This is a genomic window from Anaerolineales bacterium (genome assembly GCA_030583885.1).
Taxonomy (GTDB): domain Bacteria; phylum Chloroflexota; class Anaerolineae; order Anaerolineales; family Villigracilaceae; genus Villigracilis.
In genome coordinates, this window is sequence record CP129480.1 from 2714898 (window position 1) to 2741232 (window position 26335).

The 26335-nt window shown below is 55.4% G+C and carries 27 protein-coding genes; 19 read left to right on the forward strand and 8 right to left on the reverse strand.

Annotation, left to right across the window (positions count from 1 at the left end):
* The first annotated feature begins 53 nt into the window (after positions 1–53).
* The 11 genes from QY332_13520 (at position 54) to QY332_13570 (ending at position 11688) form a co-directional block, all read left to right on the forward strand.
* Entirely contained in the window at positions 54–1562 is a 1509-nt protein-coding gene (locus QY332_13520; GenBank protein ID WKZ34634.1) for a hypothetical protein, read from the forward strand.
* A 537-nt stretch (positions 1563–2099) separates the two neighbouring features.
* Complete coding sequence (locus QY332_13525) at positions 2100–3479, forward strand: tryptophanase (protein ID WKZ34635.1); 1380 nt, start codon at positions 2100–2102, stop codon at positions 3477–3479.
* Between the two features lie 115 nt (positions 3480–3594).
* Entirely contained in the window at positions 3595–4632 is a 1038-nt protein-coding gene (locus tag QY332_13530; GenBank protein ID WKZ34636.1) for a tryptophan 2,3-dioxygenase family protein, read from the forward strand.
* Between the two features lie 132 nt (positions 4633–4764).
* Entirely contained in the window at positions 4765–4908 is a 144-nt protein-coding gene (locus QY332_13535) for a hypothetical protein (GenBank protein ID WKZ34637.1), read from the forward strand.
* 14 nt (positions 4909–4922) lie between these two features.
* On the forward strand, positions 4923–5312 hold the full coding sequence (locus tag QY332_13540; GenBank protein WKZ34638.1) for a hypothetical protein: 390 nt from the start codon (positions 4923–4925) through the stop codon (positions 5310–5312).
* On the forward strand, positions 5309–5509 hold the full coding sequence (locus QY332_13545; GenBank protein ID WKZ34639.1) for a helix-turn-helix transcriptional regulator: 201 nt from the start codon (positions 5309–5311) through the stop codon (positions 5507–5509). Before QY332_13540 ends, QY332_13545 begins: the two co-directional genes overlap by 4 nt.
* Positions 5510–5662: 153 nt before the next feature.
* Complete coding sequence (locus tag QY332_13550; protein WKZ34640.1) at positions 5663–7534, forward strand: SLC13 family permease; 1872 nt, start codon at positions 5663–5665, stop codon at positions 7532–7534.
* Between the two features lie 80 nt (positions 7535–7614).
* Positions 7615–9879, forward strand: a complete 2265-nt coding sequence (gene recJ / locus QY332_13555) for a single-stranded-DNA-specific exonuclease RecJ (protein ID WKZ34641.1) — start codon at positions 7615–7617, stop codon at positions 9877–9879.
* A gap of 1 nt (position 9880) precedes the next feature.
* Entirely contained in the window at positions 9881–10813 is a 933-nt protein-coding gene (locus QY332_13560; protein ID WKZ34642.1) for a hypothetical protein, read from the forward strand.
* A gap of 15 nt (positions 10814–10828) precedes the next feature.
* Positions 10829–11269, forward strand: a complete 441-nt coding sequence (locus QY332_13565; protein WKZ34643.1) for a PPOX class F420-dependent oxidoreductase — start codon at positions 10829–10831, stop codon at positions 11267–11269.
* Entirely contained in the window at positions 11266–11688 is a 423-nt protein-coding gene (locus QY332_13570) for a PPOX class F420-dependent oxidoreductase (protein ID WKZ34644.1), read from the forward strand. The genes QY332_13565 and QY332_13570 overlap by 4 nt, the downstream gene beginning before the upstream one ends.
* 17 nt (positions 11689–11705) lie before the next feature.
* On the opposite strand, the gene QY332_13575 is transcribed toward QY332_13570, so the two are convergent.
* The 3 genes from QY332_13575 to QY332_13585 all read right to left on the reverse strand — a co-directional run bounded on the left by QY332_13575 (position 11706) and on the right by QY332_13585 (position 14598).
* Positions 11706–12224, reverse strand: coding sequence for a hypothetical protein (locus QY332_13575; GenBank protein ID WKZ34645.1), 519 nt, complete (start codon positions 12222–12224; stop codon positions 11706–11708).
* Between the two features lie 189 nt (positions 12225–12413).
* Positions 12414–14246, reverse strand: a complete 1833-nt coding sequence (locus QY332_13580) for an aldehyde ferredoxin oxidoreductase family protein (protein ID WKZ34646.1) — start codon at positions 14244–14246, stop codon at positions 12414–12416.
* Between the two features lie 112 nt (positions 14247–14358).
* Complete coding sequence (locus QY332_13585) at positions 14359–14598, reverse strand: MoaD/ThiS family protein (protein ID WKZ34647.1); 240 nt, start codon at positions 14596–14598, stop codon at positions 14359–14361.
* Positions 14599–14636: 38 nt separating this feature from the next.
* Between QY332_13585 and QY332_13590 the strand changes: the two genes are divergently transcribed.
* The 3 genes from QY332_13590 to QY332_13600 are packed head-to-tail and all read left to right on the forward strand — an operon-like array spanning position 14637 to position 16037.
* Positions 14637–15080, forward strand: coding sequence for a PaaI family thioesterase (locus tag QY332_13590; GenBank protein ID WKZ34648.1), 444 nt, complete (start codon positions 14637–14639; stop codon positions 15078–15080).
* Positions 15077–15532: a hypothetical protein gene (locus tag QY332_13595; protein WKZ34649.1), complete on the forward strand. Its 456-nt coding sequence runs from the start codon at positions 15077–15079 to the stop codon at positions 15530–15532. The genes QY332_13590 and QY332_13595 overlap by 4 nt, the downstream gene beginning before the upstream one ends.
* A 49-nt stretch (positions 15533–15581) precedes the next feature.
* Entirely contained in the window at positions 15582–16037 is a 456-nt protein-coding gene (locus QY332_13600; protein ID WKZ34650.1) for a hypothetical protein, read from the forward strand.
* 52 nt (positions 16038–16089) lie between these two features.
* On the opposite strand, the gene QY332_13605 is transcribed toward QY332_13600, so the two are convergent.
* The 5 genes from QY332_13605 to QY332_13625 all read right to left on the reverse strand — a co-directional run bounded on the left by QY332_13605 (position 16090) and on the right by QY332_13625 (position 21171).
* Positions 16090–16839: an amino acid ABC transporter ATP-binding protein gene (locus QY332_13605; protein WKZ34651.1), complete on the reverse strand. Its 750-nt coding sequence runs from the start codon at positions 16837–16839 to the stop codon at positions 16090–16092.
* Positions 16840–16854: 15 nt separating this feature from the next.
* Positions 16855–18051 carry an amino acid ABC transporter permease gene (locus QY332_13610; protein ID WKZ34652.1) on the reverse strand — a complete coding sequence of 399 codons (1197 nt, stop codon included), beginning with the start codon at positions 18049–18051 and terminating at the stop codon, positions 16855–16857.
* 1 nt (position 18052) lies between these two features.
* Complete coding sequence (locus tag QY332_13615; protein WKZ34653.1) at positions 18053–19234, reverse strand: ABC transporter permease subunit; 1182 nt, start codon at positions 19232–19234, stop codon at positions 18053–18055.
* 66 nt (positions 19235–19300) lie between these two features.
* Positions 19301–20422: an amino acid ABC transporter substrate-binding protein gene (locus QY332_13620; protein WKZ34654.1), complete on the reverse strand. Its 1122-nt coding sequence runs from the start codon at positions 20420–20422 to the stop codon at positions 19301–19303.
* Between the two features lie 269 nt (positions 20423–20691).
* A complete protein-coding gene (locus tag QY332_13625) occupies positions 20692–21171 on the reverse strand; it encodes a YbaK/EbsC family protein (protein ID WKZ34655.1) in 480 nt (159 codons plus the stop codon).
* 89 nt (positions 21172–21260) lie between these two features.
* On the opposite strand from QY332_13625, the gene QY332_13630 reads away from it, so the two are divergent.
* The 5 genes from QY332_13630 (at position 21261) to QY332_13650 (ending at position 26335) form a co-directional block, all read left to right on the forward strand.
* Entirely contained in the window at positions 21261–21611 is a 351-nt protein-coding gene (locus QY332_13630) for a hypothetical protein (GenBank protein ID WKZ34656.1), read from the forward strand.
* Positions 21612–21694: 83 nt separating this feature from the next.
* Entirely contained in the window at positions 21695–22147 is a 453-nt protein-coding gene (locus QY332_13635) for a cyclic nucleotide-binding domain-containing protein (protein ID WKZ34657.1), read from the forward strand.
* Positions 22148–22256: 109 nt separating this feature from the next.
* Positions 22257–24482 carry a bifunctional (p)ppGpp synthetase/guanosine-3',5'-bis(diphosphate) 3'-pyrophosphohydrolase gene (locus tag QY332_13640; protein ID WKZ34658.1) on the forward strand — a complete coding sequence of 742 codons (2226 nt, stop codon included), beginning with the start codon at positions 22257–22259 and terminating at the stop codon, positions 24480–24482.
* A 202-nt stretch (positions 24483–24684) separates the two neighbouring features.
* Entirely contained in the window at positions 24685–25899 is a 1215-nt protein-coding gene (locus tag QY332_13645) for a molybdopterin molybdotransferase MoeA (protein ID WKZ34659.1), read from the forward strand.
* 7 nt (positions 25900–25906) lie between these two features.
* Positions 25907–26335, forward strand: a complete 429-nt coding sequence (locus QY332_13650) for a vitamin K epoxide reductase family protein (protein ID WKZ34660.1) — start codon at positions 25907–25909, stop codon at positions 26333–26335.

Consider the following 26335-nt stretch of genomic DNA (forward strand, 5'->3'; position numbering starts at 1 on the left):
ATCGTATAATCTATTAGATAATCCTCATTAGTTAAAAAAAACGGGAGGGCATCATGTCCAAGGGAATAAAGTCTCGGAAACAAGGGCGCGGATGTTTGTATGTTGTACTGGCTGGCCTGCTGGTAATTTGCTCTCTGGGAGCGGTGCCTGTGCTGGGCATCTGCCCGCCGGAAGGACCCTGGCCGCAGCCGCCCTGGTGCGTATCCAAAGTGGACTGCGTCGACTACCCCCCGACGGTGATCGACGATATCATCCGGCGGACGACCGACCAGGTCGGGGCGCAGAACCTGCAGGTGGCCAACGGCTGCATGTTCATGCGTAGTTTCGGCGACAACGAGTTCCAACCTTTCGTCTACCAGGAACTGGACTACCTGCCCGGGACCGACGAGTATCCGCCGATCGAGCGCGACATCGCCTTCGTCGTCTTCCCGGCCGACTACTGGGGCAACAACTACATCATCCCCCAGGGACTGTACGAAGGCATACCGCAGTTCGCCCGCGACCTGTGGTACGACACCGTCACCCTGGGCACCGACCCGCGCAAGCACAACAACCTGGAGAACACCGCCAAGCGCAGCGCACAGATGGGCGCTCAGCAATTCATGGTATCGGATTTCATCATGCTGGTGGACGACGACCTGACCCTGGAACGCTTCGATTACCCCGGGGTCGAGTCACTGACCCAGGCCGAGATGAAGCGTATCGCCCGGGTCGCCCACGAGAACGGGCAGGAAGCCGTCTTGATGCTGGCCCTCCTAGACACGGCTTTCTATGACAAGGTTGCGGACTACTTCAACAGCGGCGAGTATGGCAGCCTGTACGACGTGGAGGTTGAAATCCAGCGCTACAACACTTTCGACGTTGGAGAGGCCACGGCCGACCTGCACGCCAGTTGGCGGGCGGCCATCCTGGAGGAAGCGCGCATGGCCGAGGCGGCCGGCTTCGACCGCCTGCTGGTCACGCCCGGGACAATCTGGATGAACTCAGGGGAGATGGTCGCGCTGGACGACGCCGAGTGGCTGGAAACCATTGCACAGGTCCGCCAAGTCTTCTCGGGCAAACTGGGCGGCGGGCGCTTCGATATGACTGCCGACTACGAAGGCTACACCTTCATGCACGAATTGGATTTCGTGATCATCGACATCGGCATCGAGCAGGTCATGGCCGGGGTGACCTCCGGCCAGCTCGACGAGATGACCGAGCGCTGGAAGACATACGTGCTTTCCCCCAACGTGATGGTTTTCGCCGGCGTACCTGAGGTGCTCCACAGCCCGATCGTCAGCAGCTACGACGGCGTGCTGGAAAACGGCTGGATCGAGCCCGGCGGGCGTTACCCGGACCTGGTGCGGGATGACCGCGTCCAGGCGGCAGTGCTCGAGACCCTGATGCGGGCCCTGTACGAGACCCCCGACACACCGGTCAACGGGGTGATCGCCTGGGGCTACGGCTGGCACGATTTCATCTACCCGAACCAGCACGAGATCCGCGACGATCTGAGTACCTCCATCCGCGGCAAGGACGCCGAGAACGTGTTCTATCGCTGGACGACCCTATTCAAGTAAATCTTCAAAAAAAACATCGCAATCAAATAGCCTATGCAATTGCCTTGCATAGGCTATTTTGCAAACCGCAAAAATCCAACTTTCCATACAAGAAAATGACGAATGCAGGGGGAAAGGGTCAGATTACCATCCCATTCAAATTCCTCGGTGGAGGACTTTATCTTGGGCAAAGTCCTCCACCATCATTGCTCGCACCCGATAAAGATCATTGTCCTCATCAACCCCTGGAATACTCAAATAAAGACAAATTCATTATGCGCATCTTTAAAACTCTAATCACTTTAAAACCACTTGCTCTAAAGATATTTCAATCCCTGCAAGGCATGGGTTGAAAATAACGCCTAAATTTTAGACAAACTGGACAGATCACATATACTTTTGCGAAAAAGGTTATGGATTACATGACATTTGTTCTAGCATCGAGATTGGAATTAGTTGTAGAATAACCTCGTCATTGGAGACCGAATGGCAAAATAGGGGAAGATCGCCAGGCTCGCTACCCAAGATTTGACGCATACTCAAATTAAAGGAGACAAAATGACCAAGCCATATCTGCCCGAGCCCTTTCGTATCAAGGTGACCGAAGCCATCCATCTCATTCCGCGTGAAGCGAGAAAAGCTGCCTTAAAAGAAGCGGGCTACAACCTGTTCCTGATGAACGCCGAAGACATGTTCATTGACCTGCTGACCGACTCCGGCACAGGCGCGATGAGTTCCGAGCAATGGGCGGCCATCATGCGCGGCGACGAATCCTACGCGGGCGCGCGCTCCTTCCATCGGCTCAAAGCCGCGGTGGAGGATGTTTTCGGCTTCAAGCATTTTGCCCCCACTCATCAGGGACGCGCCGCCGAAAATATTCTGGCCGCGTGTCTGGTGAAGCCCGGGCAATGGGTTCCCAGCAACATGCACTTCGACACCACCGACGCCAACATCCGCGCGCGGCAGGGTCGTCCCGCCAACCTCGTCATTGATGAAGCGCACGACCCCGAAAACCGCCATCCCTTCAAGGGCAACATGGACATCGCCAAACTCAAAGCCTTCATCGCAAAGTATGGGCGTGAACAAATTCCGCTGGGGATGATCACAGTCACCAACAATGCGGGCGGCGGACAGCCCGTCTCGATGGAGAATCTCAAACAAGTGGCGGATGTCTATCACGAGAACGGAATCCCGTTCTTCATCGACGCTGCACGCTACGCCGAAAACTGCTTCTTCATCAAGGAGCGGGAGCCCGGCTACGGGCAGAAGTCGGTCAAGGAGATCGCGCGTGAAATGTTCTCGCTGGCAGACGGCATGACCATGTCCGCGAAAAAGGATGCCATCGTCAACATCGGCGGACTGCTGTGCTTGAACGATGAAATGCTCTTCCAAAACATCAAGAACGAGCTGATCCTGCGCGAAGGCTTCCCCACCTATGGTGGACTGGCAGGACGCGACCTCGACGCAATGGCGGTGGGACTGTACGAAGGCTTGGACGAAGACTACCTGCGCTACCGCCTCGGGCAAACCGCGTATCTCGCCTCGCGCCTGAATGAAGCGGGCATTCCCACCATCCAGCCGACCGGCGGGCACGGTGTGTACGTCAACGCGGGCGCGATCTTCCCGCACATTCCCAATTACGAATTCCCCGCGCAGGCATTGGCGGTAGAACTGTACCGCGAAGGCGGCATCCGTGGCGTGGAGATCGGCTCGGTTATGTTCGCCTGTCTAGACCCCGAAACGCAAAAATGGCATTACCCCAAACTCGAACTCCTGCGCCTCGCCATCCCACGGCGAACGTACACGCAAAGCCACCTCGATTACGTGGCAGATTGTTTCGCCGCGATCAAATCACGCGCGGACAAAATCCGCGGGTATAAATTCACCTACGCGCCGGAGTTGCTGCGCCATTTCACGGCAAGGTTCGAGCCGCTGTAACCAACCATGGCCGATAGACGGTGGACGATGGACCGCAGATCGAAAATTTGCATCCATCGTCCACCGTCGCATTTAAAGTTACAATCTGCAAATCACCAACCCAAGTGAGGAGCCCATGAGCGACCAACTGTACTACTCCGACTATCTCGAACTCGCTACAATTCTCGACAGTCAGCATCCCAAAAGCGACTTGAAAACAGATGAGATGCTGTTCATCATCATCCACCAGGCCTATGAGCTGTGGTTCAAGATGGTCATCCACGAATTGGACCGGGTGCGGGAGATCTTTTCTCAGGACAACGTCAACGATAACGCGGGCGAAATGAGCATCGCCGTCCATAAGTTAAAGCGGGTGGCGAAGATCTTCGAGGTGGTCAACCAGCAGGTCAATATTCTCGAAACGATGACGCCGATGGACTTCCTAGAATTCCGCGACCTGCTCCAGCCGTCTTCGGGATTCCAAAGCCTGCAATTCCGCATCATCGAAGCAAAACTTGGTTTGAAGATGGAGCAGCGCTACAAGGCGAACTACTACAAGAACACGCGTCCGGGTGGATTCGACCAACAGGATTACAAGACCATTAACCAGGTCGAGACGGAAGCGACGCTCAAAGGGCTGGTCATCCAATGGGCGGAGCGAACTCCCTTTTTCGATGAGTCGCTCTGGACGGAGTATCAATCCCAATTTCCCGTCGAAGACGGTTTGCAAAAATTCTGGAACGACTATAAACAGATCTACAAGAACAGCCTGACCACGCCCGTCGAAATGCGCCAGATGGAGGAATTGAAGCGTATCTTTTACAAGGAGGGCCTGGGTGAATTTTCGGTGGGTGCGATGCGCGCGGTGCTTTTCATCATGCTGTACCGCAACCTGCCCATCTTCCAGCAGCCGTTCGACCTGCTCACTACGCTGATCGACATCGACGAACTGCTTTCGCAATTCCGCTACAAGCACATGCTCATAGCGCGGCGGATGATCGGCATGCGCGCCGGCACGGGCGGCACGAGCGGAGCGGGCTACCTCGAAGGCGCGCTGCGGCAGCATTACATCTTCAAGGAACTGACCGAGGTCTCGACCTTCCTCGTGGAAAGGAGCCGCCTCCCAGACCTGCCGAGTGCAGTAAGGGAAAGGATGAGTTTCAACACTCCATAAGCTAAAATCCATCAACAGACTGAAAGTCAAATACCCTTGACTAAATGACAAGGGTATTTTATACTCTCGAAAGTCAAGCAACCTTGACACATAGAAGGAGAAAACCATGAAAAGAATAAAAGCAGGGCCGCCATGTCAATAGGCGCCGGGCTTGGCGCGGCGATTGGTGTGGCTCTCGATACCATCGCCATGAGCGTCGCGCTTGGCGCGGCCTTCGGGGCCATACTGGGCGGGATCATTTCCCTGGACAATAAAGACAAATCAAACGAAAAATGATCGAGGAGGCAGACATGAATCAAAAACAAATTTTGAAGCGTTACTACAGGGAGTTTTTCATATCCATGGGAACGTATGTGATCGCGGTAATCCTCACGTCCTACCTGCTCGAAAGACTGGAACTGTCCAAGCCGATGCAAATCTTTCTCGCATTGATCCCTGTCATCCCTGTCCTATTCGTGATCATTGCCATCCTGCGGGCGCTGCGCGACAGCGACGAACTCTTTCAAAAAATTCAACTTCAGGCCGTCGTACTCTCCGCGATTACAACCGGGCTGATTACCTTCACGTATGGCTTCCTTGAAAACATCGGCTTTCCCCACTTCCCCACCATCTGGGTGCTTCCGATCATGTTTGCATTATGGGGCATCAGCCTGGGATATTTCATAAGGAAGTACCAGTGAAGAACCGCCTCAAGGTCCTGCGCGCTGAAAGGGACTGGTCGCAGGCTGACCTTGCCGATAAACTGGGCGTCTCGCGACAGACGGTCAATGCCATTGAGACGGGAAAATACGACCCCAGCCTGCCGCTGGCGTTCAAGATCGCGGAATTGTTTCAGATGAAGATCGAGGAGATTTTCATTCCCGTCGAAAAGAAGTAACTACACCCGCATGTTCTCCAGGATTCATCCCGAAATAACCCAAATATATGAACAATCGTCACTTACAGGTTGACCATCATCACTGATAAAATGGAACCGATTTTAAAATCGGCTCCATTTTATGATTCTTAAAAAACACAGACGGAAATTCTTATGACATTTGAAATGTACTTGGCGTTGGGCATCCTGTTCTTCGCCATACTCTTCTTTGTTACCGAATGGCTGCGCGTGGACGTGGTGGCACTGATCGTGGTCATCTCGCTCATGCTCACGGGCATGCTCAAACCCGCCGAAGCCATTGCCGGGTTCTCCAACCCGGTCGTATTGACCATCGCAGCACTGTTCGTCATAGGCGGGGGTGTACTCCAAACGGGACTTGCCGCATCCATCGGCAACCAGGTGCTGAAGATCGCAGGGACAAATCCCACCCGGCTGATCGTCACCGTGATGCTGGCCGTCGCGCTGCTGTCTGCATTCATGAGCGACACCGGCACCGTGGCAGTGCTCCTTCCCGCAGTTATTAGTCTCGCAGCGAGCGCACACATCAGTCCGTCGAAATTATTGATCCCCCTTTCCTACGGCGCACTTCTCGGCGGCGCGGCAACCTTGATCGGCACGCCGCCCAACCTGATTGTCAGCGATGTCCTGCGCGAAAGCGGCGCGCGTCCTTTTCAATTTTTTGATTACACCCCCATTGGCATCCTGTTGATCATGGCGGGTGTGGTCTTCATGCTGACGATCGGAAAACGCCTCCTGCCCGACCATGTGCCCGCCCAGGACTTGCAGAGAGTTTCCACACCCGAGGAAATCGTGCAGCGCTACCGCTTGCCGGATAATCTTTTCCGATTGCGCGTGCGACAGACCTCTCCACTGGTTGGGAAGACCATCACTGAAGGTGAATTCGGTGCCCAGTTCAATGTCAACATCATTGAGTTGAGGCGAAAACCTGAAGCGCGCACCATGGTCAAGTTCGGGGAGACACGGCTTGTATGGCAGGCGGAGAAATTGAAAGGCATAAAACCCTCCGTTGAGACAAAATTCCAGGCGGATGATCTGATCCTCGTCCAAGGCTCGTCTGCCGATGTGGCTCATCTGGCTGCATCGTGGAAATTGGGTGTGCAGCCCGCCGAAGCCGATGACGACAAATCGCTCATCAACCAGGAAGTGGGACTGGCGGAGGTAATTCTGACACCCGAGTCGCACCTGATCGATAAAAACCTAACGGACCTTCGTTTTGGCGGTCAATATCACCTGACTGTTCTTGGCATCCAGCGCCCCGGCGCAAATGAGCTGCTCAACCTGAAAACCACCACCCTGCGCTTCGGTGATATCCTGTTAGTACAGGGGGCATGGGAAAATATCCTTGCCCTGCGCAAGCGCCGCCGCGACTTTGTCGTCATGGGGCAGCCTGAACAGTTATCGGGACCTGCCAGCAGGTCCAAAGCGCCGATCGCTGCGCTCATCATGTTCATCATGCTCCTGACCATGATCGGTGAGGCGCTGCCCCTGGTCACAACGTCGATGCTGGCGGCTTTGCTGATGATCATCACAAAATGCCTGACCATTGACGAAGCTTATGGGTACATTGACTGGAAATCCATCGTACTGGTGGCGGGCATGCTGCCAATGAGCACTGCCCTCGAAAGAGTTGGGCTGGTCAGCCTCGGTGCGCAATCCCTGACGAACACACTTGGTTCGCTTGGTCCTGTTTGGGTCTTGGGAGGCTTATTCCTGGCAACATCGATCTTTACGCAGGTGCTCTCCAACACGGCCACTGCCGTGCTGGTCGCTCCACTGGCACTGGCCGCAGCCAATAATTTGGGCGTGCAGCCGCATGCCTTTCTCATGGGTGTCGGCGTGGCGGCATCCATGGCGTTTGCCTCTCCGGTCGCCTCCCCGGTCAACACATTGGTTATGGGTGCAGGCAACTATCGTTTCAGCGACTATATCAAGATCGGCATGCCGATGTTGATCATCAGCCTGGTCATCGCCATGTTGGTGTTGCCGTTGATATTCCCGTTTTAGAGAACCGAACATTCCATACGGCCCGAGATGAATAACTACCTGCTACAATGGAGCCATCCTGTAATCACGGTTCCATTCATATGACCCGCTGGCTCGACCCTCAACCCGTAGACGTTTCGTCTCTCTCTCCCCTCGACCTGCCTCCCCTCGTAGCGCAGACTCTCCTCCGACGCGGGATCAGCCGTCCCGAAGATGCGGAGGCGTTTCTTTATCCAGAAAAAAATCCTTCCACACAATTCCCCGATATCGAAGCTGCGGTCAACATCATCGACCTGGCCATACGCAATGGTGATGGGATATGTATTTGGGGCGATTTCGATGTAGACGGGCAGACATCCACTGCCCTGCTGGTGCAAACCCTTCAAGTGCTCGACGCGAACGTGACGTATTACGTCCCCGTACGCGGACGGGAAAGCCACGGCGTGCACATTGAAAGTTTGAAACCGGTCATTGATAACGGAGCGAAACTGCTGCTGACTTGCGACACGGGCATCACCGCGCACGACGCAATCGACTACGCCAATTCGCGCGGCGTGGATGTGATCGTCACCGACCATCATGATCTGGGGGAAACACTTCCGAACGCGAAAGCCATTGTCAACCCGAAATTATTACCCCAAGACCATCCATTAAGAAATTTGGCCGGCGCAGGTGTTGCCTATAAACTCGCGGAAGCGCTCTTGATCGAAAACCGAAAATCTGAAATCGAGAATTTACTTGACCTGGTCGCGCTTGGTTTGGTCGCCGACATTGCCCTGCTCCAAAACGAAACCCGCTCGCTTGTAAAACAAGGCATTCGACAGCTGCGCAGAACCAATCGCATTGGGTTGAAAATGATGGCGGACCTGGCAGGCGTATCGCTGGATACGTTGACAGAAGAAACCATCGGCTTCACCTTCGCGCCGCGTTTGAATGCACTCGGACGATTGGGAGACGCCAATCCCGCTGTTGAGTTACTGCTCACGGACGACTCCGCGCGTGCCAGAGTTTTGGCCGCGCAAATCGAAGGTTTGAACGCGCAACGGCGATTATTGACAAGCCAGGTGTATGAAGCGGCGGAAGGACAACTCAAAGCCAATCCCGGCCTGCTGGCCGAACCTGTCATCCTGCTTTCGCATCCCAACTGGCCCGGCGGCGTGGTGGGCATCGTCGCCAACAAGCTCGTCGAGCGGTATCACAAACCCGCCCTGCTCTTCACTGAATCCGACGACGGCATCCTGCGCGGATCGGCGCGCTCCATCGAAGGCTTGCACATCACGGAAGCCGTCGCAACGCAAAAAGATTTGCTGCTCGGATACGGCGGGCACCCCATGGCGGCAGGCATGTCACTTGATTCAGACAAGTTGGATGAGTTTCGACGCGGACTTGGCAAAGCGATCGAACAACAACTGGGCGACATCGTCTTTGAGGAACCCGCGCTTCAGATCGACGCCTGGCTTGCTCTCTCCGACCTGAACATTTCCTTCGCTGATTCATTGGAACTGCTCGCCCCATTCGGCGCAGGCAATCCCCAGTTGACTCTCGCCACCCGCAACGTAACCTTGAAATCCGTAAAGGAAATCGGAAAGACAAGAGAACACCTGCGTTTGAACGTGGAAGATGAACATGGAGAAATGGGCAGTTTTCTATGGTGGGGCGGTGCAGGCGAAGAACTGCCCCCTGCCGGCGGAAAATTCGACATCGCCGGTTCCCTGCGCGCCAGCTCCTTCCGCGGACAGAAACAGGTCACACTGCAATTCAAGGAATTCAGGGTCGTTGAAGAACAGCCTGTCGAAGTTCAAGAATCGGGAATCGATATTCGAGACATGCGCCTGAACGTTTCAACGTTTGAACGTTTGGACGCTGAAACGTTGATCTGGGCGGAAGGCGCGGATAAAGCCAGGGGAAAATTCCGTTTCGATTTGCGCCAATCGGACGAACTCGCAATCTATACCACGCCCCCATCCCCCACTGAATTGCAGAAAGTATTGAAGATCGTCAAGCCAAAGATCGTTCATATCTTTGCCGTCCCTCCCGCGGAAGAAAAACCCGACAACTTCCTAAAACGGCTGGCAGGGTTGTGCAAATTCGCATTAAGTAAAAAAACAGGCAAAACCACCATCCATGAACTGGCGGCGACGATGGCAGCGCGCGCGAGTGCCGTGCAGATCGGGCTGGAATGGCTGGCCGCAACCGGGCAACTCTCCGTAAACATCGAAGAGGATGACGTCATATTGTCCAGGGAAATGCAGGGGAAGAATCCGTATTTGCAATCAGAATTATTCACCGCATTGAAGGGCATACTCAACGAAACGAATGCGTATCGGAGATATTTTGCAACAGCTGATTTGAAGGCCATTTTCTAAAATGAACGCCGAAATAATCCCCTGGCTGCTCGAAGGCGACCCATCCATCCGCTGGCAGGTTCAGCGCGACTTGCTGAATCTCAGCCCGTCTAAATATGAGGCGGAAAGAAAGAAGATCGCAAAGGAAGGATGGGGTAAACGTCTGCTTGACTTACAAGATCCTGATGGGCGCTGGGGCGGTGGGATATATGGTCCCAAATTTATATCCACAACCTACAGCATGCTAACCCTGCGTCTGCTTGGGCTGCCATCCAACAACCCACAGGCGAAACGGGCTTGCAAGATATTTCTCGACAAGGGTTTTTACACAGATGGGGGAATCAACTTCTTTTCATATTCGTTGAAATACAGCGAGACCTGCGTCACCAGCATGATCCTCGCCTTGCTGGCATACTTCCGCTACCCCGACGACCGGATTCATGGTGTCGCGGCGTATGTAGTCGGCCAGCAAATGCCCGACGGCGGCTGGAATTGTGAATCATACAAAGGCGCAACACACTCATCCTTTCACACCACGATCTCTGCACTGGAAGGGTTGTATGAGTACGAGCGTTCATTCCCCGAAAACAAAATCCGAATCAGCGATGTCCGCTTGCGTGGACAAGAATTCCTGCTTGGGCATCGCTTGTACAAATCACACCGAACAGGGGATGTCTTTGACCAAAAAATGACCGGCATGCCCTTCCCGCCTCGCTGGCGGTATGATTTCATCCGCGCGTTGGATTACTTCCAAGCCTGTGATGCGCCGCGCGATGAGCGCATGTCCGATGCCATTGAACTCCTGAAATCAAAACAAAAGAAGGACGGACCCTGGCATATGAACAGCGGCATGTCCGGTAGAAAGTTTTTTGATCTCGAAAAGGCGGGTCAGCCCAGCAGGTGGAATACCTTGCGCGCGTTGCGCATCTTGAATTGGTGGGATATAAATGATTAACATCCTGAGGAAAAATTGACAGGTCGAATTCCCGCTTCGCACCTGGACCTTGTGCATGCCCCTCGTGTGGCGGCTTTAACCACCCTCATGCCGGATGGACAACCCCAAACCACCGTCGTGTGGTGCGACTATGATGGGGAATACATCCGTGTAAATACCATGCGCGGCTTCCGCAAAGAGAAGAACATGCGCGCCAATCCAAAAGTGACCCTGCTCTGCTACGACCCGCGCGAACCATTGCGCTCGCTTGAAATTCGTGGCGAAGTTGTAGAAATGACCGAACATGGCGCAATGGAACATTTGAATGGATTATCGGAACTGTACACGGGGGAATCGCCCTACTTCGGCAAATGCGTGCCTGCCGAATTCAGGGAAAAGGAAACACCCATATTATGCAGGATTCATCCATTGCATGTCGTTGCTTTGGATGCGCGGAAGAAGGAGGCAGCATCGTGACAAAGCCCATTCCCGCCTCCCATCTGGACCTATTGACTCGTCCCATCCATGGAGTGTTGACCACGCTGATGCCCGATGGCCAGCCACAATCCAGCCTTGTGTGGTGTGATTTTGACGGCGAATGCGCCCGCATCAACACTTCATTAGAGAGGCAAAAAGGAAAAAATATGGGGGCAAATCCGAGGGTTTCCCTGCTGATCGTTGACCCGGAAGATACCGGAAGATTCATCCAAATCCGTGGTCAGGTGGAACTGATTCGGGAAGACGCACTCACCCACCTTGACCAGATCACACGACAATACACAAAACACCCGCAATATTACGGATATGTATTCCCGCTTGAAAAACGCGGGCAAGAAACCCGCGTGATCTGCCGCATCCATGCGACAAGGGTTACACTGGATGCGATCCATCGTTGAAGGGAATCCAATCCCCTTTACTTCTCGTAATCAACAAAGTCATCCACGCCGAAGCGGTCTTCATAGTGGGTTAATAGCAATTCGGCCTTGCGCAGAAACTCCATTTCGCCCCCCTCATGTTCCTTCCCCTTTGATTCCAGATATTCCTTGTGTGCCATCAAACGTTCACGAAAACTGATCGCCGTTGAGGTGGGCAAATGCAACTCGATCTCACGAATCAATCCCATTGTCTCCTGAATTATCGAGGATGCGTCCGGCAGGGGAATATCCCCATCAAGAAGTCTTCGCAGTACTATGCATTTGTACTTCTTGCAGCTACGCGGGTAGTCGGGCGAGGTGTACACCGTGCAAACACCATTCCACACAGGACATGGCTGGGTAAATCCACGCTGGCGGGGGTCATTACGAATGATGTTTAAACCAAGTTTTTCAACGGGATCCAATTCGGGGGCATTGAGCCTGACCCACGAGAAGAGATGTCCCGAACAGCACAGTCCGCAGGATTTACAAAGGGTGTTCGCGTCTGATTCGGTCATTCCACAGGTTATACCCAGCGCGGTCACAAATTGCACTTTTTTAGAAACGGGAAAGCGCAATTTGTGACCGTGGGCATTATATACCAAAGATTTAGAAAACGGAATCAAGCATCCCTTAAGAAAGAAGCGAAAGCCCGGACGTGCAGCCATCCGGGCTTGTTCTCGGTCAACGGCCTCTCGTCCACCGTCCTAACTCAACGGCAATCCCAATTCCATCAACTTCTCCTGGGTGGGATAGCCCTGCTCGTCCCAGCCGCGCTCCTTGTAAAAATCGGGGAGCATCTTGTCGAGTTCCACCACCTTGCCCTTGGCGGGACCATCAGGAAGGGGTTCATGCAACATGCGGGTTGGGAGCGTGTCCCATTCGGGTCCCGAACCCGCTTTGATGAGGAACATGCGCTCGAGGGTGTAGACGCGGTCGGCGGCTTGCATCACTTCTTCGGGGGTGTAGCCCGCGCCTGTGGTGAGGTTCATCATTTCGGAAAGAACGCGCGGCAGGATCAAACGCTCCTTATCGAAGACGTAGCGGATGGCGACGAATACACACAGACCCGAAGCGTCGATCAACGCGAAAGAGTCCTGAAAGTGTTTGACAAGTTCCGACTTGCCATCTGTAGTGAGCGGGTTTTCCTTCACAGGCACGCCGAAGACTTCTTCGTAGGCCACGTCGCCTTCCATGTGGGAAGCGCCCTTGTTCGAGGTGGCATACAGCAAGCCCATGCCCTGTGAACCGCGCGGATCGTAGCCAGGGAATTCCTGTTTACGTGTGGTGACGGCAAGTTCGGGATGACCATATTTTTCAGCAAGGCGAAAACTTCCCATCGCAAGGTCTTTGCCAAAGCCTTCGTTGTACGCCATCAATTTGATCATCGCGATCATCGCATCGTGGTCGCCGAATTTGAGCGGCACACCAATGATATCTTCAGAGAGATACCCTTTTTCATACATTTCCATCGCAACGGCAATCGTCATGCCTGTGGTGATGGTATCCATACCGAATTCGTTGCACAGATAATTTGCCTTCACCAAGGCGGCAAGATTGCTGACGCCACAGCCTGTTCCCAATGACGAGATCGTTTCATACTCAGGACCTTCACCCTTGCCTTTATATGGACCATCTGGCACTTCGGTGAGACGTCCGCAGGAAAGCGGGCAGCGATAACAAGGCGTGTGACGAATCAGATATTGATCCTTCAACGCATCGCCATCGATATGATTGACGCCTTCAAATGTGCCCTGCAGGAAATTGCGCGTCGGCAAAATGCCGAGCGTGTTGGTCACCTGCGGCACATACGACGTGCCGTAAATGCGCATGTTCGAGCCCTTCTTCACATCCGCGCCCACTTCCTTAGATGTGGAAACACTCAACGCGCGCATCCCTTCGGGGTCGTGCAGAGGCGGGTTTTTATTGCCCATCGCGACCACGGCCTTGAGATTTTTCGAACCCATCACCGCACCCACGCCAGAGCGAGCCGCCGCGCGATGTTTGTCGTTCATGATGGCTGCCATGAGCGCGAGATTCTCGCCCGCGGGCCCGATACAGGCGACACGCGCTTCAGCGGATGTTTCCGCCTTGAGGATATCCGTCGTCTCATGCGTATCCTTGCCCCACACATGCGCCGCGGACCTGATTTCGACCTGGTCTTCGTTCACCAAAACATAGACCGGCTCGGAGGCTTTGCCTTCAAAGATGAACAAATCGAAGCCGGTGCGTTTCATCCATGTGGGGAATTCGCCGCCCGAATTGGAGTGCGCCAGCGCGCCCGTCAACGGGGACTTGGTGACGACCATGTAGCGGTTGCCCGTCGGTGCGGGGGTGGCGGTCAATGGTCCTGTGGCGAAGATGAGCATGTTCTGCGGGGAGAGCGGGTCAACAGTGGGGTCCATTTCCTTGTACATATAATGGATCGCCCATCCGCGCCCGCCGAGGTAATCGCGTGCGATCTTGGGGTCTACATCTTCAGTGGTGATTTTTCGGGTGGTGAGGTTGACGCGTAGGATTTTGAGGTGCCAGCCGTACATGGGAACTCCTTGGGATGGGTTAGAAAGTTGGTAAGTTGCAGGTTTGAAGGTCAAAGGTCAAAGGTCAAAGGTCTGCCTTTGTGCGCTTTGTATGCTTCGTGTTTTATTTTTTTTATCCGCCGGCGATCGCGGAAAACGCCGTGACCATGTCGCCCTCTTTCAGGGGTGTGGACAGATCCACGGTGACGCCGTTCAGCACAATGACGCTTTCATCATTAAGGGGAACGTCAAAGCGGGAGATGGCATCATAGACCGTCGTACCATTGGGGACATCCAATTCCACCACGCCATGCCTCGCTTCAGGCGGGAGGGCATTACGGTAGTTGGCGATCAGTTTGACGCGGATCATCATTTGTGAATTTTAACATGAAAGGCGATAAAATAATAAGCATGAAACGACAACTCCCTTATCACGGCTGGTGTTTTGTGTGCGGGCGGGACAATCCACACAGCATTGGCCTGACATGGTTCGTGGACGATGACGGGATCATGACATCCGGGTTCACATTGAACGAGGCCCAGCAGGGACCGCCCGGCCACGCGCACGGCGGAGCATCTGCGGCGATTTTAGATGAAGCGATGGGTCTGGTTGTTTGGGCGGCGGGACACAAGGTGGCGGCGGTCAATTTGGAGATCAACTATCACAAGCCGCTTCCACTCAACCAGCCGCTGACCCTCGAAGCAAGGATCATCCAAATCGATGAGCGGAAAATCCTCTCGAGCGGGGAGATCAAATTGGCAGATTCAACCGTCGCCGTGAGCGGACGCGGCATCTATGTCACTGCGCCGAAACTGTTCGAGAGCGTCACCTTAGGAAGGGAAAGCAGGGAATGAAGCGAGTTCTCCTTCTCATCCTTATTCTACTATCGAGTGCATGTCTTCCCATTCCGGATGCAGAACCAACACCGACAACATCCCTGCCATATCGTATTTTGCCGGAAGAAAATCCATATACACCCCGGCAGGAGGATGTCAACCTTTCCCGCGCAGGCGTGACGATCACATCCATCAATCTTTCAGAGCGTTTCGATTTAACCCCTTCGCGTGTGACAGTGGCGTTTCTGGGCTATATGCCGGGCGTGTGCAATGAACTGCGCATCGATGTCAAACCGCCCGATGAAAGCCGCCGCATCCTGATTGAGGCATACAGCCTGGTGGATTCAGACCACGGCTGCGAGAGGGTCTTCCAGCAATTCGAAGCGCACATTTTACTGGGGGTATATTCCCCCGGGCGCTATACGATCTGGGTCAACGAAATTCTGATCGGCGATTTCGTCACATATTAATGGAACTATTTTAGCCGTTTCACCGTCAGGATAAAAAATGGAGAAGATCATGAAGCGGATATTTATAATCATTACCATCCCGATTCTTGTTTTAGGCGCATGCACGCCTGCACAACAACCACGCATGGATGACCCCGTCAACAGCGAGCCCCCGTTCCCGCCGCCAGGGGATGATTTCAGCCCCACGCCTGATGACGCCGATCTTATTCGCGGACAGGTGTACCTGGATTCGACGGAATTATTGACACTGGAAAGTTTTCCGCTGCAATTCTCGTTACAGGTCACTGGTAATCTGCCTACACCCTGCCATCAACTGCGTGTGGATGTCAATCCGCCAGATGCTCAAAACAAAGTGATGGTGAATGTGTACTCGGTGGCCGACCCCGAGGTGATGTGCATTCAGGTGCTCGAACCATTTGACACGAATATTTCCCTCGGCAGTTTCCCCGCAGGCAGATATACACTTTGGGTCAATGGCGAAATGGTCGCGGATTTCCAGTCATAGTCCTTAGATTCCATGACAGGAAAGAGCCGGGAAAATTCCCGGCTCTTTCCTGTCAGTGGCTCAATATCTGCGAGAGGAAGAGTTTTGTTCGTTCCTCCTTCGGAGCCTTGAAAATCTCCTCGGGCGCGCCGCTCTCCACAATCTGCCCTTCATCAAAAAAGAACATACGGTCGGCTACTGCGCGGGCAAAGCCCATTTCGTGGGTCACCACGATCATGGTCATGCCCGATTTCGCCAGTTCCACCATTACGTCCAGCACTTCCTTGATCATTTCAGGGTCAAGCGCGGAGGTCGGCTCATCGAAGAGCATGATCTTCGGCTGCATGGCAAGCGCGCGCGCGATGGCCACACGCTGCTGCTGGCCGCCGGAAAGTTGACCAGGGTATTTCTGCGCCTGCTCCGGGATGCCCACCCGCTCCAACAATTGCATGGCGATCTCCTCCGCCTTTTCCCTGGTCCACCTGCGGACCTGAATGGGGGCAAGAACGATATTCTGCATCACCGTCAAATGCGGGAACAGATTGAACTGCTGGAACACCATGCCCGTTTCGCTGCGAATCTGCTCGATATTACGCACATCGTGGCTTAGTTCGATGTCATCCACGATGATCTGTCCGCGCTGATGCTCTTCCAGGCGGTTGATGGTGCGGATAAAGGTGGATTTTCCCGAACCCGATGGGCCGAAGATGACGATCACCTCCCGCCGTTTCACGTCCATATTTATGCCTTTCAGGGCATGGAAGTTCCCAAACCACTTATGTACATCACGAGCCGAAATAATGATATCGCTGTCCTGCACCATGATAGATGCCTCCTTTTATCGCTTCCCGACACCAAGTTTTTCCTCCAACCGCTGGCTGAGATAGGACATGCCATAGCTCAACACCCAGTAGATCAGGGAAACAAAAACATATACTTCGCGCTGCAAGCCCAAAAAGTCAGGCTGCGCCAGAACAGTCTTTGCGATGCCCACCAGATCGAACAGACCGACAATCGCCACCAGCGCAGTGTCCTTGAAAACGGCAATGAACTGCCCGACCAGGATCGGGATGATCAAGCGCAATGCCTGGGGCAGGATGATGAAGATCATGGTCTGCGCACCGCTCAAGCCCAGCGCATGCGCCGCCTCAAACTGCCCCCTGGGGATGGCTTGCAGGCCTCCACGCACATTCTCTGCGAGATATGCCGCGCTAAATAATGTGACGGCAACCATGGCACGCAGAATACGATCAACCGTCCAATTGGGCGGCAAAAAGAGCGGCAGCATCAATTGGGCCATAAAAAAAATGGTGATTAACGGGACACCGCGCACCAATTCGATATATGCCACGCTCACCAGCCGGATGATGGGCAGTTCGGACCTGCGTCCCAGGGCAAGCATGACACCAAGTGGAAAGGAGAAAAGGATGCCAACCACCGTGAGCAGGAAGGTCAGCAGCAAACCGCCCCACAGGTTGGTGCCGACGATGGGCATCACCCCACCTTCAGGTGTGACACCGCGTGTCAGCAGGATGAACATTGGCAGGGAAAGAATCCACCCAAGGATCACGATCCTGCCCAGTACCTGCGGCTTGCCCGCTCCCATCCCCCAGCCGATCACTCCTGTCACGCTGAGGATAATAAGCCACTTGCGGGGCTCATCTCCAAAGGGAAAAAGGGTAAGCAGGGCGGGGGAGGCAAGCAGGAGAATGGTTGCGAAATACGATCTTCGCGCCCAGATGGCAAGCGAATTTCCCGTCAGGAACATTAGAAAGCCGAGCGCAACCCACAACCGCCATGCCTGTTCGAGCGGATATTGACCGACCATGAACAAGCGCATGTTCGCAGCGACCACTTCCCATTCCGCCACTGTGAACACCCACGTCAGAAATCCTTTAACCGCCCAATAAATGATCAATGCGCCGATGACGGTCAGGATGGCGTCAAGCCATGAACCAAAAAGATTTTTTCGCAGCCAGCGCAGAACCCCAGAACGCTCGGCAAGCGGAGGAAGGACCGAATTTGCCTGTGTCATCCTATCTCTCCACCAGTTTTATTCGTTGGTTGTACCAGTTCATGAACACGGATGTGATCAAACTGAATAGGAGGTAGGTCAACATGACCATCGAGATCATTTCCACCGCCCGTCCCGTCTGGTTTTGGATGGTGTTCGAGACGTAGAACAGATCGGGATACCCGACCGCAATGGCAAGCGACGAATTCTTGATCAGGTTCAGGTACTGGCTGGTCAACGGCGGGATGATCACGCGCAGCGCCTGCGGGAAAACGATCAGCCGCAGGGTTTGGAAGCCGTTCAACCCCAACGCGCGGGAGGCCTCCACCTGCCCCTTCGAGACGGAGAGGATGCCAGAGCGGACGACCTCGCCAATAAAAGCGGATGTGTAGAGCACAAGCCCGGAAGTCAGCGCCATGAATTCAGGGCTGAGAACTTTTCCCCCGGTCATGTTCAAGCCTTCAATGACGGGCGCGTCGAAGGCAAGAGGCTTTTCGGGCAGGACGAACCATCCAATCAGCGCAACGGAGAGGACGGTCAGGAACGTCCACAGCGTGGTCAGCGGCGCACGCCCCGTGCGCCGGCTGTAGGAACGTAAAACGAAGAAAACAACGACAGCGAGCACCAGGCCGACGATCAGGATCAGCCGAAAGGTCGGGTATGAATCGGTGGGAAGTCCCCAGGGAATCCCCACGCCGCGATTGGTCAGGAAGATGTTACCGGGCCAGACAACCGCCTCCCTGACCCTCGGCAGTTTTAGAAAGACACCCAAATACCAAAATATCAAAAACACCAGCAGGGAAAGGTTGCGGATCAATTCAAGATAAAAGGCTGCCAGGCGGTTGATCAGGAAGTTGGTGGAAAGCCTCGCAACCCCCAGGATGACGCCAAATGCCGTTGAGGCAACGACCCCCACGATGCTGACGGACAATGTGTTCAACAATCCGACCTGGTATGCCTGCCAATAGGATGAAGTTCGGCTGTACGTGAACAGGGTTTCGGAAATGTCAAAGCCGGAAATCCCGTTCAGGAAACTGTAGGTGAGGGTGATGCCCTGCCTTGCAAGGCCGGCCTTCATATTTTGGTAGATCAACGAACCAACGAAAAGAAGCCCGATGATAAAAGCCACCTGACCCAGAATATTCAGGATGCGTTCGTCGCGCCAGAACGGGATCGTTGCTTTTTGCTGCGCGCTTTCCTGCATTGGCAAACCTCCTCGGTAAAGAAAAAGAGGGCAGGGAATATTCCCCACCCTCTTTTTTACATCTGTTTAGCGGACGGGCGGAGCGTAGAGCAGGCCGCCTTCCGTGTACAGGCTGTTCAAGCCGCGCGGAATGTAGGTTGGCGTATCGGGTCCGAGACTGCGATTGTAGACTTCCTCGTAATTGCCGACGAGCTTGAGGATATTGTATCCCCAGTCGTTGTCCAGACCGAGTTTCAAGCCCATATCGCTTTCGAGGCCCAGCAGGCGCATGACCTCAGGGCTGGTGGTGCCGGAGCGGACGTCGTCGACATTGGCGGAGGTGATGCCGAATTCCTCGCCGGCGATCATGGCAAAGACGGTCCACTGGGCAATGTCGAACCACTGGTCATCGCCGTGGCGGACCATGGGACCGAGCGGTTCCTTGGACATGGTCACATCGAGAATCACATGAGCAGACGGGTCGGACAGAACGGTGCGGCGGGAGACAAGGCCGGATTTGTCGGTGGTGACCGCGTCACAGCGTTCCTCTGCATACGCAGCAAAGGTCGAGTCGGCATCCTCAAAGACCGCGGGGGTGTAGGAAACGCCAAGCGAAGCCATTACATCCGCCAGGTTGAGTTCGGTGGTCGTACCGGTCTGAACGCAGACCGTTCCGCCGGCCAGATCCTGCAAGCTGGTAATCCCGCTATCGGCGGGAACCATCATGCCCTGGCCGTCATAGAAGGTGGTGTGGACGAAGTTGCCGCCCAGTTCGGTATCGCGAACCAGCGACCAGGTCGTGTTGCGGCTCAGGACGTCAATTTCACCGGACTGCAAGGCGGTAAAGCGTTCCGCGGCGGTCACGGGGCGGAACTCCACCTTGCTGACGTCGCCAAAAATGGCGGCAGCCAGGGCGCGGCAGTAATCCACGTCAATACCGGAGAAATTTCCATCGGCGTCAATGTAGCCAAAGCCGGGAACCTGCGAGTTGACACCGCAGATCAGGTTGCCGCGCGCCTTGACGGTTTCGAGAGTCACGCCATAACCGGCCGGGGCAGCAACAGCCGCAGCAGCAGGAACCTCCACGATCACTGTTTCAACAACGGTTACGGTCTCGCCACCGCCCGGCGCAGGGGCTGCCCCGCCGCAGGCGGCCAGCACAAGACCAGTGATCAGAAATACCGATACGATCCATAGGGTTTTACGCATTTTCTCCTCCTTGAGAAAAGTCTGAATTGGTTGGACATACGATTGAGGAAATTATTCTTTATCCGAAACAGCCGCCTCCTTTCCCAGGGCTTGTATGCAAAAATCCATCTCAAGCGATCCTCTGAGCCGTGAAAGGACGAGGGGTCAGTTTATCTTTCTGAACGCCACGCCGCTTCAGGTGGACACGATATTTATTTGCATGCACTCACCCTGCATTAATTGCGGGTCATTATAACTTAAAAATGCGGCGCCTCCCCGCGAATGGAGAATCAACCGGCATCCGTACACACGGATGCAAAACGCGCATTCGTCAGCTGTACAAGTGCTTCAACGGGGATTTGAATATTCAAGCCCCTCTGCCCGCCGGAAATATAAATCTCATCAAATGCCTGCGCGGCTGAATCAATGACCACCTGAAAGCCCCTGTTGATCAGGGCCAGCGGAGAGATGCCGCCCGCCTGCAAGCCCGTCATCGCCTCGGCTTCACGCTCGGTGGGCATGTGCATCTTCTTCTCACCCAAAAATGATGCCAGCAATTTCAAGTCCACGGCGCACGGAGCGGGGATGACAGCCAGCACGGGTTTCCCTTTTTCGCGGCGGGTGACAATCGTCTTAAAAACCCGCCCGGCGGGAACACACAGGAACTGCGCCGCCTCCAGCGCGCCTATTTTTTCGAGGGGCAGTTCATGCGCCGTATAGGTCACCCGGCGCGCATCCAAAAATCTTGTGACATTATTCGTGACAGTCATGTGGGAAAAAATCCTGTACAATTATACCCAGCGCGGCCGCACATTGCGCTTCTTAGGAACAGGAATGCACATTTTTTAAGGAGGCTGATATGTCCGATCAGGAACAGGAACGTCTCAGAAGACTGCGTGAGCGGCAATTACAGTCACGCGACCCCCTTACAAAACAGCGCACATTCCAGCGTACTATCTCCGTCAAGGAAAAACGGATGCGCAAACCGTTCTCGTTTGCCAAGGCCTGGAAAGACATCCCCCAGATCATCAAAGTCCCGTTCTACGGTCTCATCCTTGGCGTCGCCGTCATCTTCGTCCTGCCGTTATTCTGGGATTCACCCTTTGCCATTTATGCCGGCGCAGGCGCAGCCCTGTTGTTCATGATCTTTGGAATGATCCTTGGAAATTCGCTCGATCTGCGCGACGACATCCGCAAACACCTGCAGTAGACGGACAAAACCCGCTTCATCCGCGGACCCGGACAACGGCCTTGAAGAACAATCATTTTCCACACCCAGGCATTGGAGGCAGCATGCTCAACCCGCAAACATTATCCCAGTTCGATTTGTTCAAAGGACTTCCCGAATCCCTGCTCAAAGAGATCGCATCCATCAGCAGGGAAGTGTCCATGAAAAAGGGCGACTTCGTCTTCCGGGAAGGCGGGCAGGCGGATAAACTGCATTTCCTCGTGCGGGGAAGCATTGCACTGCGCGTGAATTTGACATCCCGCCCGGAAAGCATCACGGTTTCGTTCGTATCGATGCCGTATCAAAGTTTCGGCTGGTCCGGCGTGGTGCCGCCCTATCATTACACCTCCAGCGCGGAATGCGAGGAAGACTCCAGCCTGCTGATCATCCCCGCAGATCCCTTCATGAAAATGCTGGAACAGAATCCGGAAGCAGGCTTCAAGGTGATGCAGCGCATCACCGTCATCATCGCAGACCGCCTGCGGAACAGCCGCCAGGCCCTGCTGAAGACAATGTAATTATTTTCGGCAGGGGAGTGCGCGTCAGAAAACAGGAGCGGCGCGGGCGGCGGTATGAAGCGCCCTGTCCTGTTTTTATTCTTTAACCCCGCGTAGTACAATACCTTGAATGAAATCCTCAGCCGCCGCCATTCCGCTCGAAAAACTGATCGACCAGCTGCCTGAAAATTACACGGTCACAGACCGGGAGCTGGTCCAGCGCGCCTATCACGTGGCGGAGCAGGCGCACCGCGGACAAAAACGTCATTCCGGCGAACCGTATATCAACCACTGCATTGCGGTTGCCGGCATCCTTGCGGATCTGAAGGTGCCGCCGGAAGTGACGGCGGCGGGCCTCCTGCACGATACCGTGGAAGACACCGACATCACGCTGGCAGACATCCGCCGCGAGTTCGGTGATACGGTCAAAATCCTCGTGGATGGGGTGACAAAGTTAACGCACCTGCCGCGCGTCTCGCGCGGCGATCAACATGCGGAAAACGGAACCAATGGCAGCGAAAGCGATGAGGCGGTCATCGAACCCGCACTGCTCGGCCGCAAGGAGGACATCGTCTCGGAGACGCTGCGAAAGACCTTCCTTGCCATGGGCGAGGATGTGCGCGTGGTGCTGATCAAACTGGCGGACCGGCTGCACAATATGCGCACGCTCAGCCACATGCCCGTGCACAAGCGCAGGCGCATCGCGCAGGAAACGCTGGACATTTTTGCACCGCTCGCCAACCGCCTCGGCATCTGGCAGATCAAGTGGGAATTGGAAGACCTCGGCTTCCGACATGTAAACCCCGAAAAATACAAGGAGATCGCGGAACTGCTGACCGAAAAAAGGCCGGACCGCGAGTCGCAGCTTGAAACCATCAAGGAAGACCTGATCAAGCTGCTCGAGAAGAACAACATCCGGGCGGAGATCAGCGGACGCCCGAAGCATATTTATTCGATCCATAAAAAAATGCAGAAAAAGGGCAAGCCCTTCAACATGGTGCATGACGTGCGCGCGGTGCGCCTGATCGTACCGGATGTGCCGTCCTGTTATGCCGCGCTCGGCGTCATCCACACCACCTGGCGGCCGATCCCCGGCGAGTTCGACGATTACATCGCCGCGCCAAAGGATAACTTCTATCAGTCCCTGCATACGGCGGTGATCCACGATGACAAACGCCCGCTGGAAGTGCAGATCCGCACCAACGAAATGCACCTGAACGCGGAATACGGCATCGCCGCGCACTGGCGCTACAAGGAGGGCGCAAAACACCCCGACAAGAATTATGAACAGCGCATCAACTCCCTGCGCTCGATGATGGAGTGGCGCACGGACGTGAAGGATGCGGCCGAGTTCGTCGAATCGATGCGCAGCGACGTCTTCCAGGACCGCGTGTACATCTTCACCCCGCGCGGCGATATCATCGACATGCCGGCCGGCTCCACGCCGATCGACTTCGCCTACCACGTCCACACGGATATCGGCCACCGCTGCCGCGGCGCGCGCATCAATGGAAAACTCGTCCCGCTGTATCAGGAGTTGAAGACCGGCGACCAGGTGGAGATCCTGACGGCGAAGCGCGGCGGACCGAGCCGCGACTGGCTGAATGCCAATCTCGGACTGGTGCGCACCCAGCGCGCGCGTTCGAAGATCAAGGTCTGGTTCAAGAAGCAGGAGGACGAGCAAAACCTCGCGCAGGGGCGCGACACACTCGAACGCGAACTGCAGCGGCTGGGCATCTCCGAGATCAACTTCGAAAAGATGGCGCGCGAACTCGGCTATAAAACCCCGGATGAGATGTTCATTGCGCTGGGATGCGGCGACCTGTCCATCAGCGGGGTCATCCGGCAGTTTTCAGAGGACGAGGAAACCGATGACATCCTGGCGGCGAATGCGCCCGCCGCATCCACCACCTCCACAGACGCCGTGGACGTGGTGGGACTCAAGGGCATGCTTTCGAACATGGCGCGCTGCTGCAACCCGATGCCCGGAGACCAGATCGTCGGCTTCATCACCCGCGGACGCGGCGCGACCATCCACCGGCAGGACTGCCCGAACATCCTGCGCTCCAAGGACCGCGAGCGCCTGCTGCAAGTGGGCTGGGGACACGTGGAGCGCACCTTTCCGGTTCCCGTAAAAATAAAAGCCTACGACCGCCAGGGCCTGATGGGCGACATCTCCAACCTGCTTTCCGACGAAAGCGTCAACATCGCCAATGTGACGGTGAGCGTCAACCGCAGCATCGCGGACCTGCGCCTGATCATCGAAGTAAAGGACCTGACGCAGCTCAGCCGCATTCTCTCGCGCATCGAGAACCTGCCGAACGTGCTGGAGGCGCACCGCATCAATCCGGGGTAACGCAGATATTTTATGTCATTGCGAGGCCCGAGGCTCAAAGGCCGAGCGGGCGAAGCAATCCCCGAATTTAGGAGGAGATTGCTTCGGCGGAAGAACACCGCCTCGCAACAACATCAAGTTTTATCCTTTCAGATTTAGGCACTCTCCGCAGCGACAGAACTCCAATGACACACGCCTGTAGGGTATAATCCGCGCGTTCAAAATGTTATCGGTCCATGAAGCGCGCGAGCGCATCCTCTCCCGGTTCGAACCCACCGCAACAGAAGGGGTCCCGTTGACCGCGTCCGCAGGGCGCGTGCTGGCCGTGGATATCATTGCCGCGCACGACCTGCCGCTCTTCGACAACTCCGCCATGGACGGTTTCGCAGTCCGCGCGGAGGACACCTCCGCTTCCGGCGGGACATTCGCGGTAGTGGCGGACATCCCGGCTGGCAGCACGCCGACGGTGACTCTCACAACAAATGAAGCGGCGCGAATCATGACGGGCGCGCAAATCCCCGCAGGAGCGGATGCCGTCATCGCGGTGGAGGATACGGATTTCAATCACCGCGAGGCGGGCGCCTCCCCGCCGAAAACCATATCCTTCCAAAAGAACGTGAAGGCCGGGGAGAACGTGCGCCGCAGGGGCATGGACATCCGCGCCGGCGAGGTGGTGTTGAAGAAGGGTCGCCTGCTGAAGGCGCAGGATATGGGACTGCTGGCGATGCTTGGCATCGGGAGTGTGCAGGTACACAAAAAACCGCGCGTGGCGCTGCTCTCCACGGGAGATGAACTGCTCGAAGTGGATGCGCCGCTCGAGGCGGGCAAGATCCGCGACTCGAATTCGTATACGCTCGCGGCGCTGATCGAGGCGGCCGGCGGCAAGGTCCTGCGGCTGGGCGTGGCAAAGGACCGCCGCGATGCCGTGGAAGGGCTGCTGGGACAGGCTGCCCGCGAGGAGGCGGACGTGATCCTGTCCTCGGCGGGGGTGAGCGTGGGCGCGTTCGATTTTGTGAAGGAAGTGGTGGAAGCCAACGGCCGCCTGGACTTCTGGCGCGTGAACATGCGGCCGGGCAAACCGCTGGCATTCGGCGACTATGCGGGCAGGCCATTCATCGGGCTGCCGGGCAACCCCGTTTCGGCGTTCGTGGGGTTCGAGGTCTTTGTGCGTCCCGTGATCGAGCGCTTGAGCGGCCGCTCGGACGGGGGCAGGCCGACCGTTAAAGTAAGAAGCGCAGATGAGATCGAGTCGGACGGACGGGAGAGTTATCTGCGCGCCAGAATCCGCGAGGAGAACGGCGTCCCATTGGCCAGCCTGACGGGGCATCAAGGCTCCGGTAATCTGCTCTCTTTGGTGCAGGCGGATGCTTTACTAATCATCCCCGCTGGTGTAAAATGCGTGCCTGCTGGTCAGGAAGTGGAAGCGATACTACTATAGAGGAAGCATGGATAAATGGCTGTACCGCGCATCGGCGGCGCTTGTGATCGTCGGGCTGCTGGTTTCGATCTATATGACCATCTACAAGATCACTTCGAATGAAGGCATGTGCCTGGGCTCGGGCGATTGTTCGACGGTGAACGCGAGCCGCTATTCGGAGGTGAACGGCATCCCGGTGGCTGCCATCGGCATTGGCGGATACCTGGCGATCCTGGCGGTGCATCTGTTCGAGAAACGCAACACGTTCTTCAAGAAGAACGGCACGTTGTTGATCTTCGGCATGGCGTTGACGGGTTTCATCTTTACCGTGTGGCTGATCTATGTGGAGATCGCACTGCTGAACGCCATCTGCCCGTTCTGTGTCGCATCGCAGGCCGCCATGACGCTGATCTTCATCATCGCGGTCGTGCGCCTGATCCAATCCCCTCAACCCTAG